Here is a 17,329-nt window from a genome sequence, read left to right on the forward strand (position 1 = left end):
GTATGAAAGAACTGCCAATCGTTGATGGTGAACTTGTACTCAGGTGTGTGGAGAAACAGGATCTGAAAGAACTCTATGAATTGATCTACAGTGATGACGTACCTGAATGGAAGCAATGGGATGCACCCTATTACCCACTTAAACACGAAAGTTATGAAAGTTTTGAACAAGGTATGCTCAAACGTATGGACGTAGATCCAGGCGATTCCAAACCCGTATCAATCCGTATCATTGAATCCGACAGACAAATTGTGGGTACAATCAGCTATTACATAGAAGATGAGTTATCCATGTGGCTGGAAATGGGGATTGTAATATACAGATCTGTTCAGTGGGGACGTGGGGTTGGCACACGTTCACTTGTCATGTGGTCAAGTCATTTGTTCGAACAGCTGCCTTTGGTTCGGGTTGGATTGACTACTTGGTCTGGTAATGAACGAATGATGCGTGCGGCTGTGAAAGCCGGATTTCAGGTGGAGGGGCGAATGCGGAAGTGTCGTATCGTTCGTGGGCAGTACTATGATTCAATTCGTATGGGGATGCTCCGTGAGGAGTGGGAGCAGAAGCTGGCCCCCCATACGAGCCGAAATGTAAACAACTGATGGAGGATTATTGAAATGCTGAACACGGAGGACAACCGGGAACTGTCTTTACAATTATTCGTGGTTCTTGTTCGGGCCTACAATTCTGTGACCTCACGTTCCAATCGGGACATCCAGAGTCACGGACTGAATACGACAGAATTTGGTGTGCTTGATTTGTTATATCATAAGGGACCGCAGGCATTGCAAAAGATTGGTGAAAAGGTCTTGATGTCCAGTGGTAATATTACGTACGTTGTAGATAAGTTGCAAAATAAAAATCTGCTGTTTCGTCGACCATCCAAGGAAGATCGGCGTGTCATTTACGCTGAGTTAACCGAGGAAGGAAGAGAATTGTTCACACAGATATTTCCTCAACATCATCAGGTCATCATTGATGCTTTGGAAGGACTTGATCCTTCTGAGAAAGTGGATGCGATTAAGATGTTGAAGAAGCTGGGACTGGCTGCAGAAGGGAAAACTGACTTGCGTTCATAACGCAGGTCAGTTTTTTTGTGGAACTCGAAAAGTACAGGCATATACTGGCTGACTGACTTGCAAGGCTCTCCATAATATAGGAAGATTGTTCTATACATCCATCGTGTGTAAAAAATGATTATCGAAAGTTCATGTATAATGGAACAGAACAATTAAGAGCGGAATGGATGGATTGGAATAAGTAGAAGAACCTATCCCGATTGCAAGTTAGCTAACATTGATCTCATTCTGGATTAGCCACGAATGAAGATTGAGTGTGATGCGGGTATGAGGAGGGGGGCATCTATGAGTCATCAAGAAGCAGGAGAACGATTGCTCCAAGAATCTGCAAACTTAGCTGATAAAATAACGGAGAAACAGTATCTCAGACAGCCTGATTTACTTGAGCGATTTGGCGAGAATGGAAAAATGCGAACCAAACAGGATTCGGAGTATAGCTTGAACTATTTGGCAGAAAGTGCGCTCGTACAGAGTCCAGGTCTGTTTACTCATTATATTGCCTGGCTGAAAGTTCTACTTGAGGGTTATAAGGTATCACCAGAAGACCTTATTATTAATCTCAATCTGATCAAAGAGACATTGGAAGAAGAATTTGACCATCCGTCAAAGGCACTTCTGCTCGAGTATCTGGAGATGGGAATATATAGAGCAACACACATGGAGTCACAGGCGGGTTACATCAACGAATCCATGCCATATGCAGATGCCGCGCAATCGTACTTACAGTGTTTGCTGGAGAATAAACGGACAGAAGCCTTCGAGATCATTGAAGCCCAGTTAGAAGCTGGGGTGACGATTCGTGATATTTATCGATATATCTTTCAGCCCACCCAATATGAAATTGGACGATTGTGGCAATGCCATCGTATCAGTGTGGGGCAAGAACACTTTTGTACGGCAGCGACCCAGTCATTCATTTCACGTCTTTATTCCCGCTGGTTGATTCATACAGGTCAGGATAAAAAACTAGTGGCTACCTGTGTAGGCAGTGAACAACATGAGATCGGACTGCGTATGCTCACAGATGTGTTCGAGATGGAAGGTTGGGATACGCACTATCTGGGAGCCAATGTTCCCAATGGAAGTGTAATAGAGGCTATAGTGCGGCATCAGGGCGATGTTGTTGCGATTTCAGTTACGATGACGTATCACCTTCATCTGGCCAAAGAGTTGATTCATCTGATCCGTCATCATCCGGCAACGGCACATGTGAAGATTATGGTTGGGGGATATCCCTTCAATATTGATCAGGAGTTGTGGAAAACGATAGGAGCTGACGGTTATGCTCCAGGAGCCGATGAAGCGGTAGCGGTTGCAGAACAATTACTGGCTCAGCCAGCTGCATGTAATCATCTTGATATGGTTAGGGATTAGGAGAGGGATGATGTGATGTCTAATGAGAGCGGAGAGATACAGAGGCTACGCAGAACGATTGAGCAGTTATCGGATCAGATGATCAGGAGTAAAGAGCAAGAGGAACGGACACTCTCGGAATTCTCGGATATGAATAATGAACTGGTGACACTCCAGCGTCTGCTTGCGAAGAACAATAAAAGTCTTGAAGCTGCACGTCAGCAAGCAGTAGATGCGGGTGATTCAAAAAACGCATTTATTGCAGGCATCAGTCATGATTTTCGCACGCCATTAAATGGAATATTGGGGATGGCTGAGATGCTTAAGTTGTCCCCCTTGTCTGAAGAACAGGAGAATTCCGTTTCCGTTATACAGGATGCTGCCAAACTGCTGCTTAAGCTAATTCAGGATCTTCTGGATCTGTCCAAACTTGAGGCGGGTCAGATGCGACTTGAACTGGGAGAAGTGGATCTGCAAGAGACGATAAACTATATTATTCGTTTGCTCGAACCCCAAGTCAGAAAGAACGGAAATCAGTTATCGATAGACTGTGACCCCAGAATCTCTACTCTTCTTGTAGGGGATTCAACGAGAATCACACAGATACTGATCAATCTAATTCAGAATGCGAACAAATTCACATCAGAAGGTACGGTGCGGATAAGAGTCACCCTTATGAAAGATGATGAGATTACACAAATGATTCGCTTTGAAGTCGAAGATACGGGGATTGGTATCTCGGAAGAAGATCAGAACCAGTTATTTCAACCCTACATGCAGACTGAACGAGGACGCTCAAGTGAATATGGAGGAACGGGCCTTGGATTATCGATCTGCAGGTCGCTCGTTACACTGATGGAAGGTCAGATTGGAGTAGACAGTCAGGAGGGTGAAGGATCAACATTTTGGTTCGAACTTACACTTGGTAAGAAAGACGGTAACCAGTCCACTAACCCGTCCGTTGCTTCCACTCAAGAGCATCAGGGGCAGAATATGGATGATGAAGCTCCTTCTGTATCTGTATTGCTGGCCGATGATAATGTCATCAACCGGCAGCTTGTTATATTGCAGCTCAAAAAACTGGGAATAACCCAAGTGGACGCTGTAGTGAATGGGGAAGAGGCAATAGCTGCTTTTCTCAGCAAAAAATACAGTTTGATTCTCATGGACTATATGATGCCATTAATGGACGGTTTGGAGGCAACACGCAAAATTCGCTCTATAGAAATGGATGAAATGCGCCATACCACACCCATTATTGCAATGACAGGTAATGTGATGCAGGAAGAGAAAGACAAGTGTATGGAAGTCGGGATGAATGACTTTATTGGCAAACCCTTCACGCTGGAAATTCTGAGTAAGATGATCCAGAAGTGGCAGCAATCCTCCGAACCAACCGAGGTACTAAATATGAGCATCGTACATGAGATTGCGGAATTAAACACCGATGGCGATCGTACACTCCTCGGTATATTGTTGGACATGTATCGTACCGAAACACCCGGAAAGATTGAGGTGCTGCGTAGACATATTGTGTCGGGCGACCATGTTGCTGCAACCGAGGTAGCCCATGATTTGAAATCAGGGAGTCTGAGTCTGGGGATTCGTTATTTATCAACTTTGTTTGCCCGGGTAGAGCAGTTCGCGAAGGAAGGTCAATCACGGAAAGCAGAACCTTTGCTGGATGCTTTGTTACCCGCCTATCAAGCAGCATGTGCATCACTGCAACAAATAAGTAAAGATTGAACATATCTTAATGAGGAAAGAGGGTAGGACTCGTTCATGTTATTCTACGTACTTGCAGCACTGGTACTGATCGTTCTTGCTCTTCTGTGGACAGGTGGGCTTTATTTTTTCAAAACGGCCATTCGCCGTACGCCAAAAACATTTTTGGTGGATAATCCGAATCTGATGCCTGAACCGGACAATGAAATCATTAGCAGTGCTTCTGACCTGAAGTGGCTGGATGCTCAGCCTACAGAAGAGATATCTCTTCAATCACATGATGGATTAAAACTGTATGGTACATGGCTCGGTTCCAATAAAGGGTCGGATCAGACGGTTATTCTGGCACATGGTTATTCGGGGAGAGGCAGAGAAATGGCTGGGTTTGCCCGGTTTTATGCGGAAAAGCACGGTTATAACGTACTCATGCCAGATGATCGGGGTCATGGCCGGAGCGAAGGTGATATCATCGGTTTTGGTTGGTTAGATCGGAAGGATTATGTCAAGTGGACCAACTGGGTGCTTGAAAAAGTGGGTACACAAGGGGAAATCCTATTGCACGGCATATCCATGGGAGGAGCAACCGTACTGATGACAGGTGGTGAAGCCCTGCCGACTCAGGTTAAAGCGATTATCTCTGATTGTGCGTATACATCCGTAGAAGAAGAACTGACGTTCCAGTTAAAGCAATTATACAAGCTTCCTGCATTTCCGTTTATACCTGTCACAAGTCTAATCTCCCGATGGAAAGCAGGGTATTCCTTTAGAGAGGCTTCGGCTCTCAAGCAGCTTGCCAAAGTTAACGTTCCCGTGTTATTCATCCACGGTGAGGCTGATACGTTTGTACCAACGGAAATGGTGTACAGGTTGTATGAAGCTTGCCCAACCGAAAAGGAATTGCTGACCGTCCCCCGTGCGGGCCATGGCACAGCGTTTCAAGTCGATCGCACTGGATATGAGGCGGCACTGGAATCCTTTATGAAGAAAAATCTGTCGCCTGCTTTTAATTGATTTTTTTGTGACAATCTGGGTATTAAGTAGAAGATGCAAATCATTTTCTAAACGATGGGGGTATCTTGATGGGAAACGAACAATTTGAGACTGCGCGAAAAGCAGAGGCAGGTTATCATTCCAACTTCTATCAGAATAATGAATTATTCGCCTCCGGTACCTGGATGTCGAGGCCCATGCCTATGGTGATGGATATGCTGGAACGTCTACTTGCTCACAAGGAGGAATTGCGTGTCCTCGATCTGGGATGCGGAGTGGGGAGGCATACGATACCGATTGCACAGCGTCTTGCTAAAACGAACAGTGAAGTCATCGGTGTGGATTTGCTGGATGAGGCAGTAGACGGACTTCGCAAGTATGCGAAAGAATATCAGGTTGATCATATCGTGCAGGCAGTGAAAGCAGATGTTGAACATTATGCTGTGGAACCAAACTATTTTGATTATATCGCTGCTTGTTCTTGTCTGGAGCATGTCTCCAATAAGCAAGCCTTCATGGAAGCGATAGACCGGTTACAGGCCGGAACTCGCACAGGTGGTATTCATTGTATTACCATGAGTACCAATGTGGAGGAAAAAGAAATCAATACAGGCAAGGAGATTGAACCATTAATTGAACTGAACTTGTCGACAGTTGAAGCGATCGCATTGCTGGAGGATGTCTACAAAGGATGGAATATTCTGCTTCAGGAACATGTTACACAGACGATTGAAGAGGAAAAGTATGATGAACCGACACAATTTCGTTGTGAACTGCTTCGTTTTGCTGTACAAAAGCAATGAATTCTCTGCCGGGACCTGACCATGGACCCGGCACTCTTAATGTGTGGTTTGAAGGGAGATCGTTAAGGATGAATACATATGTAATAGGGATCGATGGAGGAGGGAGCCACACGCGTGTGGCTGTCGCAGATCAGAACGGGAAGATTGTATCCTATGTGCAAAAGAATGGTTGCAACCGTTATCACGATACCAATGCTGAGCAAAATGTGCTGGAGGGTATCGCTGAAGCCATAACTCAGGCTGGACTCCAATCAGATCAGATCGCTGCCATTCAGGCCGGAATGGCAGGTCTGAATCGACCTGAAGATACAGTTTGGGCGGAGGCATTACTCGCTCGTACGGGGATTACAGGCAGGATCAGTGCGGTAAACGATACGCACATCGCACATACAGCGGCCTTCGACGGTGAGCCAGGTATTGTCGCTATTGGAGGAACAGGATCTCTGATCCTTGGCAGAACCGAACAGGGAGCTTGGCTCCGCAATGATCAGTTCGGTCATTATGCGCCGACAGCAGCACGTTTTCTGGCTTACGACACGGTTCATTCCATACTGGCTGGACGTTATGAGTTGCAGGATCAAGAATGGGTTGAGCAGGTTTTAACGTATTGGAATGTTGCCTCAATTCGAGAGCTCGCTGCGCTGGGGATAGCCGGTTTTGCCGAAAATAAACAGGCGACCAACCGAAAATTTGGTCAGATGGCGTCTATGGTGACTGAAGCTGCTACTCGCAATATTCCCCTCGCAGTTAGGGTGTGCGACTCGGCTGCCGATACGGCTGTTGTGGGAATCCTCATGCTGGCATCCTGTTTCGATCAGCCCACAGTGTCCATGACGCTTACCGGAAGCTGTCTGCGTTCACCATATATGGTGGAGGCTGTTCAGAAAGGACTGGATGCTGCCTATAGGCCCGAAGGGAAAAGAATTCAATACATAACCAGTAACTTGCTGGCAGTTGGGGGTGCGCTGCTGGATGCCTATCATTTGGCGCAGATCAACGTATCGGATAACATCTCAACTGTGCTTCAATCGGAGCTGAATCGGCACACGACTTGAACTTTTAGAGGCTAACGACTACAATACGATAACGGAAACAAGCAAGGTATAGGAGGAATCAAGGTGTTAATTAATCTGAAATCACGCATACAGGAACCGGAAGTACAGGAGCTGTTGTCCTACTCGGTCTTTCCTGATCCGGATCACTTGAACCGTGCGTTGCAACAATATGTAGAGAGAGACGAACTGCAAATGGCCGGTTACGAAGATGAGGGACAATTGATCGGTCTGATTGGATATGAGAAAACAGGAACAAGTGAGGTTACCATTCATCATATCTCGGTTTTACCTGAAAACCGCTTTAAAAATTATGGACGTGGTATGATCTCACAGCTGTTGGCAACATACAATCCAGATAGACTGATTGCGGAGACCGAGCTGGAAGCCGTCGAGTTTTATCGGAATACGGGGTTTGTGGTATATAGTCTGGGTGAATTATACCCAGGTGTGGAGCGATTCCGTTGTGTGCTCGAAAAAGAGGAAGATACAGACGAAGAGTAGCACAGAGGCCTTTTATTACTTTAGGAATATATGGATTATAATCATTACAGGATGTTGGATTTGGCAATGAGCTGAGTCGGACGTCCTGTTTTTTTGTCGTTTTCATCAAAAAAGCAGGAAAAAAGTATTGCTTTGTGAGATTGTTTCATTATAGAATAGTTTCACAGAAGAATAGTTCGTTAAGTGAACTATATAGATTCGGGAAAGGAGAATGAAGAATGACTACACCGGATGCAAAAAGTTTGGTGAACCGCTATTTGGATGCTTCCTTTATGGTCAATAAGCGGTTTGATACGCGGATACGCGAACAAGTGGGGCAGACCATAACGACCGATCAGTTCTGCGCACTTCGTCTGATTGAAGAGAAACCTTTCTGCACACCCTCTGATCTGGCAGAGCTTCTGTGCATAGGCAAGAGCAGCATTACTGCTTTGGTCAACAAGCTGGTGGATCGCGATTTGGTCCATCGGGCCGGGGATGAACGCGACCGCCGCGTTGTATATCTGACACTGACGGATACCGGACGACAGGTATACAGGGAAACAGAACAGGAAATACAGCAGATTCTGGAGCCGTATCTGGTTCATTTTAAACCGGAAGAGGTTCGGATTTTCATTGAATCTTTTGAGAAGCTTGCAGCTTTGCTAACGCATGAAGGAGGACAGGAGAACGAATGAGAACGATACTAAAAGCAAGATGGTGGTTAATGGGGCTATGGGTTGTTGTAGCTGCCGTGCTGATGTTTACCGCCCCTAACATGAGTGAACTGATTCGGGAAAAGGGACAGTTTTCGGTTCCGGAAGGGTACTCTTCCACCCAGGCAGCGGCGATTCTGAATGAAGCTGCAGCACAAAAGGGAGAGCAGCAAGGCAGCCAGATCGCCCTTGTATTCTATAATCCCGATGGGCTGGGTACCACGGGGAAACAAGAAGCAGAGAAGGCCGTTAAAAACTTGGAGGCCGACAAGGAGAAGCTGGGCATTCTGTCCATTCTGGAACCTTTCTCTCAGCCTGAACTGTCAGAGAAGATGATCTCAGCTGATGGCAAAACGATTCTAACATCGCTATCCATTGATCAGGGAGATCGTACGGTCAAGGAAATGCGTGAAGACCTGAATGAAGCATTGAAGTCCGTCAATGTGGAGCACTACATAACCGGTAAAGGTCTGATTGATGAGGACACCATTGAAAGTTCCCAAGAGGGGCTTAAGAAATCGGAATATATTACCGTTGTCTTTATTTTACTCATTCTGTTCCTGGTCTTCCGTTCGTTTGTAGCTCCGTTTGTACCGCTGCTGACGGTGGGGATCAGTTACATTGTATCGCAACAGATTGTTGCATTCCTGGTGGATGGGCTCGACTTCCCGATATCCACATTTACACAGATCTTTATGGTCGCCGTCATGTTCGGGATTGGTACGGATTACTGCATCCTGCTGATCAGTCGGTTCAAGGAAGAACTGGCTCATCATGAGAATACGTGGGATGCCATCATTGCCACCTATCGTACTGCCGGTAAAACGGTACTCTTCTCAGCACTAGCTGTACTGGTTGGATTCATTGCAATCGGATTTGCCCAGTTTATGTTGTACCGTTCTGCGGTTGCCGTAGCTGTAGGTATTGCTGTGATGATGCTTGCCTTGGTGACTATCGTGCCATTCTTCATGGCGGTGCTGGGCAAGAGGTTATTCTGGCCGTCGAAGGGTTCACTTGAACACGCCGAGAGCAAGATCTATGGTGCAGCTGGTCGCTTTTCACTTAAACGTCCATGGGCTGCGCTGCTCATCGTTGCAGCTGTCTGTGTGCCTCTTCTGGCAACCTACGATGGCAAACTGTCGTTTAATAGTCTCGATGAGATTGGTGAGAAATATGATTCCGTAAAAGCATTCAACATTATCTCTGACAGCTTTGGTCCGGGTGAATCGCTGCCAGGTCAGATCGTTATTCAGAACGATGAAGCGATGGATAATGCGAAGTATATGGCCGTTGCCGAGAAAATTAGCCGGGAAGTAGAGAAAGTAGCCGGAGTCGCTGGTGTCCGCAGTATGACACGACCTACGGGGGATGAGATTAAAGATTTTGAAGTTACACAGCAAGTGGGAACATTATCGGATGGACTGGGTGAAGGCAAGACGGGTCTGGACAAAATCCGTGATGGTCTGAGTGAAGCCAGCAGTCAGCTAAGTAAGAATGAACCACAGTTAAAAGAAGCTGCTGATGGAGCAGGTGAACTTACCAAAGGAACCTCCCAGTTGCAATCGGGTATCACGCAACTCAGTCAGGGACTTGGGCAGATTGAAAAAGGCATTCGAGATGGTTCGGCAGGTGCAGGGGATCTGAAGGCAGGGCTCCAGCAAGCCAAAACAAGTGCAGATCAACTTGCACAGGCGAACAATCAGTTGCTTGAAGCCTATCGTCAGGCGGGAGCAGGAGTCGCTGCACTGGGGGATGGAACCCGCGAACTGGAACAACAGCTGAACGGGGTTTCATCAGCTCTAACCAGTCTGTCCGAATCCTTCACAGCACTTGAAGAGCGTTATCCTGAATTGCAGCAAGATGCTGATTACCAGCGTATTAAAGGCACGATTGGTGAAACAGGTTCTGGCACAGCGCAGCTTGCTCAAGGTCTGGGTCAGATTAAGACCAAACTTGGGGAAGCCGCTGCTGGAATTAATCAGGCCAATGAAGGGTTTGCCTCCGCCGCAGCCGGACAAAAGGCGCTTGCCGATGGCCTGGGTCAAATTGTAACAGGAATTGGTCAGTTGCAATCCGGTCTCAAACAGGCTGCAGATGGTCAAGGCAAAGTGATTAGCGAAATTCCTTCCATACAGGATGGACTTGGCCAGCTTCAGGGTGGTCAGGAGAAAATTCAGCAAGGCTTCTCGGATCTGAGTGGTCAGCTAACACAACTGACAGATGGCTTGAATCAAAGTGTCGATGGTATTAAACAGGTATCCGGGGGACTGGATTCAGCGCAGGACTACCTGACGCAATTGCAAAATTCACCAGATTCCGATCTGGCAGGTTGGTACGTTCCTGATGAAGCACTGAACAGCAAAGACTTCACACAGGTATTTGATACGTATCTGTCTGAAGATCGGAAAACGATGACGATTGATGTTATTTTCGCCGAAAATCCATACGGAACAGAAGCCATTGATCGTGTCCCTGACATTGAGGCGGCTGTACATCGCGCGGTACAAGGCAGTACTCTTGAAAAAGCAGACATCGCCATAGGCGGAGTTACCAGCACATTTGCAGATCTGCAGGAGATCTCGAATAACGACTATACACGTACTGTAATGCTGATGCTGGCAGGCACATTTATTATTCTGGTTGTGCTGCTCCGCTCAGTCATTATGCCATTGTATCTGATCGTTTCCTTATTACTGGCTTATTTCACATCGATGGCGTTAACCGAAGTGATCTTTGTTAATATCCTCGGATTCGCAGGCATCAGCTGGGTTACTCCGTTCTTCGGATTTGTTATGCTGATTGCACTCGGTGTGGATTATAGCATCTTCCTGATGGACCGTTTCAATGAGAACAAAGGCATGAAAGTACAGGATGCCATGTTGTACGCGATGAAAAACATGGGCACCGTTATTCTATCTGCCGCGGTCATTCTGAGCGGTACATTTGCTGCCATGTATCCATCCGGTGTTCTCTCGATGATGCAGATTGCCACAGTAGTCCTTAGCGGATTGATCTTGTACTCTCTGCTGTTCCTGCCATTCTTCGTCCCAGTGATGGTGAAGATGTTTGGCCGGGCCAACTGGTGGCCATTCCCGAACAAGGAACAATCAGATTCCGTTGATTCGGATCGGACCATAGGCATGTAATGCATTGCAATGAATCTGGCTCTGCCGCGTTATGCGGCAGGGCTTTTTTATTTTTTGCCTCTACAGGAAAGCTGCAACTTGTGCAAAAGAAAGGTGCATGCCTAAGGACACCGTCCCGCGCTTTGTCGTCCCACTCATCATAAGATATAGAGCAGTTCATTATTGTTCAGAGACATCACAGCAGAGAGGGGCGACGGGATGGTATATCGATATGTGGCTATAGGCGATTCATTAACGGTAGGTACAGGAGCGTTGCTGGGCACCGGCTTTGTTCCTTTATATCGGCGAATGGCGGAAATGAATGTTCGTACGTTTGTATCCATGGAAAATATGGGCGTGAATGGACTGACGTCGGGGGAAATGTTGCAGATGATCTCTTCGCATCCCTGTGTACGGCAATCGCTCCGTGAAGCGGATATCATTACCCTATCCATTGGCGGGAATGATCTGATTCGTACGTTTAAAGCAAGTAATGGCATTCCAAATGCCAGCAAAATGACACAGGTGCTCGGAGAAACCCGCAGTAATGTATCCCAGATCATGCGGCACATTCGGCAGTTAAAGGGTAACCATGAGTATATGGTCCGATCCATCGGATTGTACAACCCGTATCCACAAGCGACGGAAGCTGCGTACTGGGTACGCCAATATAATTCGTTTTTGAATGGTGCGGGATCGGGAAACTATGCGTGTGCTCAGGTGTATGACAGGTTTGAAGGTCGTGAGCGTGAACTGTTGTTCTGGGACAGAGTACATCCCAATGCAAGAGGATATCGTGTCATTGCAGAGCAGCTTAATCGGACGGGATACTATCCATTCTCTTGATCACTTTGGAGCAGAACTAGACCAAGCGATGGACTTCCTTTAAGATAAATAGAAGACCGTTCCATTTTGTGAGATAAAGGGGTTAATTTTTGGTGCAAAACATCGATTCCGGTTCCCTCCATCCTTCAGAGCAGCAGCGTATATCCGAAGTGTTGGCCTTATATGGTTTCACATCGGACTGGAAAGGCGAGCGTGGAAAGGGTGGGATGAATAATTCTACTTACATGCTCCAGGTAGACGGGACTAATTACGTCATGAGACAATATGAAACACATAATGATCCGATGAAAATCGCCTTTGAACACGAGGTGCTGGCAGCCCTCCAACGTTCGAACTTTAAGCTTGATACACCTTCACCTGTAAGGCGGTTATCTGGTGAGAGAGGTACATTCCTTCCTGTAAAAGATACCCTCACAGGTCATACCAAAATCGTGACTCTGTTTCATTATAGGGAAGGCGTCAATCCCATCTGGCATATACCAGATCAATTGATAGGGCTCGGTAAAGCGGCGGGGGCCCTGTCTTCTGTTATGGCTACGCTGGATATACCACTTGAACCTGTGTATCCACCATACTATCGAATTCAGGATGCGTATCCGCTCTGTTCACCAGAACGATTATTACAGCTATGCACATCGCCGCCCGAGCAATTGGCCGCATGTGCGAATGAATTGAAGCAACTGAGAGATGCGCTGCCAGATCTTTTTGAAGCTCTGCGTGGTATGGAACATCTGCCGCATCAATTGGTTCATGGGGACGTGAATGCCTCGAATGTATTGGTAGATCAGCAGCTGGATGGTGAAATCTGTGCCATTTTGGATTTTGAATTTGCGACATGGGACTTGCGGGTAATGGAGCTGGCTGTTCCGATGTCTGACCTCCTTACCATGGACAAGAGTGAAGATTGGATGTGGCAGGCACAGGAGGGACTGATCAGGGGATTTCGGGAACAGGTCAGCCTGGAACCGGAAGAGTTGCTGGCCATACCTCGATTAATTTTGCTGCGTAGTCTGGATGTGGTCATGCATTTCATCAGTCGGATGTTTGAGGGTACAGATGAGCCGGAAGTGGCTGTGGAGCAGATTGTGAAACTCAAACAGCGGATTGACTGGATGCGTCTTCATGAAGAACGACTGCATGAGATATTGGTGTATTAAATATCGTTGTTAAGAATAAAAGTGCACTGTTTCTGCTCATACGAGGGCAGAGATCAGTGCACTTTTATTGGTTAGAAAAGTGATGTATGAAGATTACAGCGTATAGCGGATGACATTACAATCCACGTTTGCGGAACCAACTGCGGACAGCCCAGCGGCGCTCCTGACGTTTTTTGTATTTGGGTAACGAACGATAAACGTTCAACGATTGCTCGTATGCCTGCTTCGCGTCTGCATTGCGTCCGAGGGAACGGTGAACCGAGCCGAGCAGATAATAAGCTTCACTGGAAGAGGAATGAATCTCCTGAAACTGATGCACATAATCCAGCGCTTTGTCCTCATGCGTATCTTTGAACGCTCCAGCAAGGGTTAGGTACGGGCGTCCATACTTGACTCTGGGATTGATCTCGAGAGCTTGTAATATATGACGTTCGCCTTTTTCGATGTTACCCAGGTGAAGCTCAGTCGTCCCTAGTGCCTCCCAGTACTCAGCCGATTGTTCGTATGGGCGCTCCAGTTCAAGCAATAAGGCATGTGCCTCACTGTAACGCTTGCGCTCAATTAACAGGCGAGCCAGTTCAAGCTTGGAAGAAACTTCATTAGGACTCATGGCAAGCTGTTGCCGAAGCCGGGAGATGTTACGCATACGTTTGAGAGGTTTCGTGAAGCTTGGGAACACCCCAACGTAACGACGATCCAGGAAATACAGTATAACGAGTAAAATGAGGATGGCAATGAACGGATTACCTACAATCCGCCATAGAAGGCCAAAGATAAGAAATTTAATAAGCACAGGTTCAACTCCATTTATGATGTAATCGCGTTTCGTACACTTAAAATATATTTCGACTGATCCAACGGGTTAACTCCTCTGCGTTTGCGAGCATGATTCACATCCGCAGGACAATCCTGGTATCCGGCAAACGAAGTCGTAAGCACCCCGCGTCCGCTTGTCTCGGAACGCAGTTTCACCGGATAATCCATTGAGGTGGCAAGAGGCATAACTCCTTCAATGATACAACGTCCGCTACCAATGACGGGGGCTTCGAAGGTTGCCCGCATATGTACCAGATCGCTAAGGGCCTTACCGCCGTATTCTTCCGGGACCGTCAGCCGGAACTGAAGAAGGGGTTCCAGCAACGTGGTACCTGTTCTCGACAATCCATCCATGATTCCCATAGGCGTGGCTACGACAAAATCCAGCGGATGTGTATGCCAGACATGATGTTCCCCTTCCACCAGCGTGATGCGCAGATCGGTGACTTCCCAACCGAGCATACCTTGAGACAAGGCTTCCGGAATTCGTCGTTCAACTTCATTCTGATAACGTAACAGCAGATCATCTGTCCTTACGGTTGAGGCATAGATCAGACCGCTTCCGCGAGGCAAAGGTTCAATCTTGAAGCGGAGGATGGCCCAGCAGGGCTTAGGCATCGTATAGGCGATGTAACCTTCTCCGGCTGTACGTGGTGTCTCCTTATAGATGACGGATGGCGGATCAAACACGACATCCAATCCGAAACGACTTAGCAACAGGCTGGATAAAATCTCAAGCTGAATGGTTCCCATGACCTTGAGATGCAGTTCACGTTCCTCCGGCAACCATTGCAGGTCGAGTAAGGGGTCTTCATCCGTCAACTCTTGCAATGCTGCAACAAGATCGGGGTAACGTGCCGGGTCCTTGCCATGTACTTGTACGGTCAGCAAAGGTACAGCCATCTGTGGCAGAGGAGGTACACCCTCAGGATTGCCGATAATGTCACCCACATGTGTGTCACTCAGTCCGTACAGCGCAGCAATCTGCCCCGCGTGAACGGCACCGGTATCCGCCCATTTCCGTCCATCCATGCGGCGAATCTGCGTCACTTTCTCTTCAAGCTCCCGCGTCGAATTATGGATGGTATCCCGATTGTGTAAGCTGCCAGCATACATACGGACGTAAGCCGTGCGACCCATCGTACGGTTACGTTCAATCTTGAATACAACACCCGATACGGGAGAATCCACTGGTTGTGCAGGTGGGGGCAGGAATGCAAGGACCATGTCCAGCAATGCCGTGACACCAATTCCTTTGCCGGAAGCGCCATAACACACAGGGAACATCTCACCCTGATGCACATACCGCAGGAATGCTTCATTCAGATCCCTTTGCGATAACGGAGTCTCCTGGATGTAGGCTTCCATGACCTCTTCGTCCAGCTCGGCAAGGATCTCGACCAGACCTGGAATGGAAGGTGTGCCATCTGACAGAGAATCTTGATTCGGGTTCCATAGGGAGTCGATGCCATGAAATGAATCTTCCTGGAGCCGATACGTTTGGATTTCGCATGCGAAAGGGGACAGGCTGGAACGAATCTGCTCCATTACCGCTGGGGCAGATGCGCCAACCCGATCCATTTTATTAATATAAATGATGGTTGGGATGCGAAGTGAACGAAGGGCATGCCAGATGGCTTCACTCTGGGACTGAATGCCTTCTACTGCCGACAGAATGAGAATAGCGCCATCCATTACCCGTAGCGTTCGCTCTACTTCGGAGCTGAAATCGATGTGACCAGGCGTATCAATGAGGTCAATGATGGTGTTCTTCCAGATCAGAGAGGTCATGGCTGCCTGAACGGATATGCCACGTTCTTTCTCAATGTCCAAGGAGTCTGTGGCTGTTGTTCCGTCATCTACACGTCCCGGACTGCGGACGACACCACTCTCAAATAACATATGCTCGGTGGTGGTTGTTTTCCCCGCATCCACATGGGCGAAGAAACCAATATTCCTGCGATTTAATTCGTTTAACATGGAATGCTAAGCTCCTCTGACAACGGAATGCAATGTTTCCGACAAGTAATAATCCAGATTATCATACCACATCTTCCATATGGAAGAATATGTGGATATATATGATTAGACCCAGGAACCTACGTCCAGTCTGGTTCTATTTTAACGAGAACTGTTCATGGTTCTGCGGTAAGCTGCGGGCGTTGTACCGGTTAATTTTTTGAATTGACGGTAAAAGTGGGGCAGGCTGTCGAACCCGCAAGCATCGGCAACGGCTGCCATCGTCTCATCACCTTGCACCAGATGCTCTTTCGCCATAATGACCCTTCGCGCTAATGCGTAATCCGTTAGAGTCATACCTGTGTATCGTTTGAAGGCACGACTGAAATGGGCAGGGGATACAGAGGCGTACTGCGCCAGTTCAGGGAGGGAAAGGCCATTCCGAAGGTTATCGTCAATATGAGAGATCGTAGAAGAGAGCCAGGAGGGACCCGGAGCGGATTTACCCGGATTCGCAGGTCCCGCAGCTTCCAGACGTTCCAGAAAAATAAGCAACAGTTGTAGCCTTAACAGAGCCGCATGTGCGCTTAGATGATGACCGAGCTGGAATTCGGTCTGAATATCATCAATGAGGGCGGCCACCTGTGATTGCTCCTCTGTGTTCAGATGTCTCTTATACACGCGTTGTTTACGACAACGTTCAAACAGGCTTAGCAAAGAAGAAGCAGCACCTCCGGCGGTGGATGCCAGCAATCCCGGGCTGAAGAACAATGCGGAAGATGTGACAGGATTGCCTGCATCCGGCAAGGCTCGATGAACCGTGCTGCCCGGTATAATGAACAGATCTCCTTCTTGCATATTCTCAAGTCCAGTATCAATAAAGATGCTTCCCTGCCCCCGATATACATAGATAATTTCATGCCAGTCGTGAAGGTGATCTGGCAATTCGTTCTGAGGGGATTTGGTGTCGCTGTACACCAGGCGGAACGGAATACCGGATTCTGCTTGAATAGTCGTACGAACAGGTGAACGTTCCATAAAGACTCCTTTCCAGACGATCGTCTTCAACGAGATGTTATACCTGGTCATGAGAGAGTATATTTACCGCAATATAAGCAATTTAATTTCCTTTTATTGATGATACAATGAATTTAAAGCGTTTACAATAAAAGGGTGCAGAGCCTTCGAGCTGCATTCCGACAGTACAAATAATCGATGAGGTGAG

15 protein-coding genes are annotated in these 17,329 nt (G+C 47.4%); 12 read left to right on the forward strand and 3 right to left on the reverse strand.

Annotated elements, in window-relative coordinates; genetic code table 11:
* Window positions 1-2: 2 nt before the first annotated feature.
* The 12 genes from AC4E8D_RS11165 (at window position 3) to AC4E8D_RS11220 (ending at window position 13,329) form a co-directional block, all read left to right on the forward strand.
* Window positions 3-602 carry a GNAT family N-acetyltransferase gene (locus AC4E8D_RS11165; RefSeq protein ID WP_486095334.1) on the forward strand — a complete coding sequence of 200 codons (600 nt, stop codon included), beginning with the start codon at window positions 3-5 and terminating at the stop codon, window positions 600-602.
* Window positions 603-617: 15 nt separating this feature from the next.
* Entirely contained in the window at window positions 618-1,079 is a 462-nt protein-coding gene (locus tag AC4E8D_RS11170; RefSeq protein ID WP_017689273.1) for a MarR family winged helix-turn-helix transcriptional regulator, read from the forward strand.
* A 285-nt stretch (window positions 1,080-1,364) separates the two neighbouring features.
* A complete protein-coding gene (locus AC4E8D_RS11175) occupies window positions 1,365-2,453 on the forward strand; it encodes a cobalamin B12-binding domain-containing protein (protein WP_339307855.1) in 1,089 nt (362 codons plus the stop codon).
* 15 nt (window positions 2,454-2,468) lie between these two features.
* Window positions 2,469-4,178, forward strand: a complete 1,710-nt coding sequence (locus tag AC4E8D_RS11180; protein ID WP_339308667.1) for an ATP-binding protein — start codon at window positions 2,469-2,471, stop codon at window positions 4,176-4,178.
* A 36-nt stretch (window positions 4,179-4,214) separates the two neighbouring features.
* Window positions 4,215-5,168, forward strand: coding sequence for an alpha/beta hydrolase (locus AC4E8D_RS11185; RefSeq protein ID WP_339307857.1), 954 nt, complete (start codon window positions 4,215-4,217; stop codon window positions 5,166-5,168).
* A gap of 68 nt (window positions 5,169-5,236) precedes the next feature.
* Window positions 5,237-5,950, forward strand: coding sequence for a class I SAM-dependent methyltransferase (locus AC4E8D_RS11190; protein WP_339307859.1), 714 nt, complete (start codon window positions 5,237-5,239; stop codon window positions 5,948-5,950).
* A 68-nt stretch (window positions 5,951-6,018) separates the two neighbouring features.
* Entirely contained in the window at window positions 6,019-7,005 is a 987-nt protein-coding gene (locus AC4E8D_RS11195; protein ID WP_339307861.1) for a BadF/BadG/BcrA/BcrD ATPase family protein, read from the forward strand.
* Window positions 7,006-7,068: 63 nt separating this feature from the next.
* Window positions 7,069-7,506 carry a GNAT family N-acetyltransferase gene (locus tag AC4E8D_RS11200; RefSeq protein ID WP_339307863.1) on the forward strand — a complete coding sequence of 146 codons (438 nt, stop codon included), beginning with the start codon at window positions 7,069-7,071 and terminating at the stop codon, window positions 7,504-7,506.
* Between the two features lie 218 nt (window positions 7,507-7,724).
* Window positions 7,725-8,183 carry a MarR family winged helix-turn-helix transcriptional regulator gene (locus tag AC4E8D_RS11205; RefSeq protein WP_221824248.1) on the forward strand — a complete coding sequence of 153 codons (459 nt, stop codon included), beginning with the start codon at window positions 7,725-7,727 and terminating at the stop codon, window positions 8,181-8,183.
* Entirely contained in the window at window positions 8,180-11,347 is a 3,168-nt protein-coding gene (locus AC4E8D_RS11210) for an MMPL/RND family transporter (RefSeq protein ID WP_490206240.1), read from the forward strand. Before AC4E8D_RS11205 ends, AC4E8D_RS11210 begins: the two co-directional genes overlap by 4 nt.
* 198 nt (window positions 11,348-11,545) lie before the next feature.
* The gene (locus tag AC4E8D_RS11215) at window positions 11,546-12,172 is read left to right on the forward strand and encodes a GDSL-type esterase/lipase family protein (RefSeq protein WP_490206241.1); all 627 of its coding nucleotides are present in this window, start codon (window positions 11,546-11,548) and stop codon (window positions 12,170-12,172) included.
* Window positions 12,173-12,264: 92 nt separating this feature from the next.
* On the forward strand, window positions 12,265-13,329 hold the full coding sequence (locus AC4E8D_RS11220; protein ID WP_490206242.1) for a phosphotransferase: 1,065 nt from the start codon (window positions 12,265-12,267) through the stop codon (window positions 13,327-13,329).
* 115 nt (window positions 13,330-13,444) lie between these two features.
* Here the strand turns inward: AC4E8D_RS11220 and AC4E8D_RS11225 are convergent, their stop codons facing one another.
* The 3 genes from AC4E8D_RS11225 to AC4E8D_RS11235 all read right to left on the reverse strand — a co-directional run bounded on the left by AC4E8D_RS11225 (window position 13,445) and on the right by AC4E8D_RS11235 (window position 17,193).
* Window positions 13,445-14,122, reverse strand: coding sequence for a tetratricopeptide repeat protein (locus AC4E8D_RS11225; protein WP_026081149.1), 678 nt, complete (start codon window positions 14,120-14,122; stop codon window positions 13,445-13,447).
* A gap of 14 nt (window positions 14,123-14,136) precedes the next feature.
* Window positions 14,137-16,125 (reverse strand): GTP-binding protein, encoded by a 1,989-nt coding sequence (locus AC4E8D_RS11230; protein ID WP_490206243.1) that lies wholly within the window; start codon window positions 16,123-16,125, stop codon window positions 14,137-14,139.
* A 141-nt stretch (window positions 16,126-16,266) separates the two neighbouring features.
* Window positions 16,267-17,193, reverse strand: a complete 927-nt coding sequence (locus tag AC4E8D_RS11235; protein ID WP_133384292.1) for an AraC family transcriptional regulator — start codon at window positions 17,191-17,193, stop codon at window positions 16,267-16,269.
* Window positions 17,194-17,329 lie beyond the last annotated feature (136 nt).

It is taken from the genome of Paenibacillus sp. SRL342 (assembly GCF_984798905.1).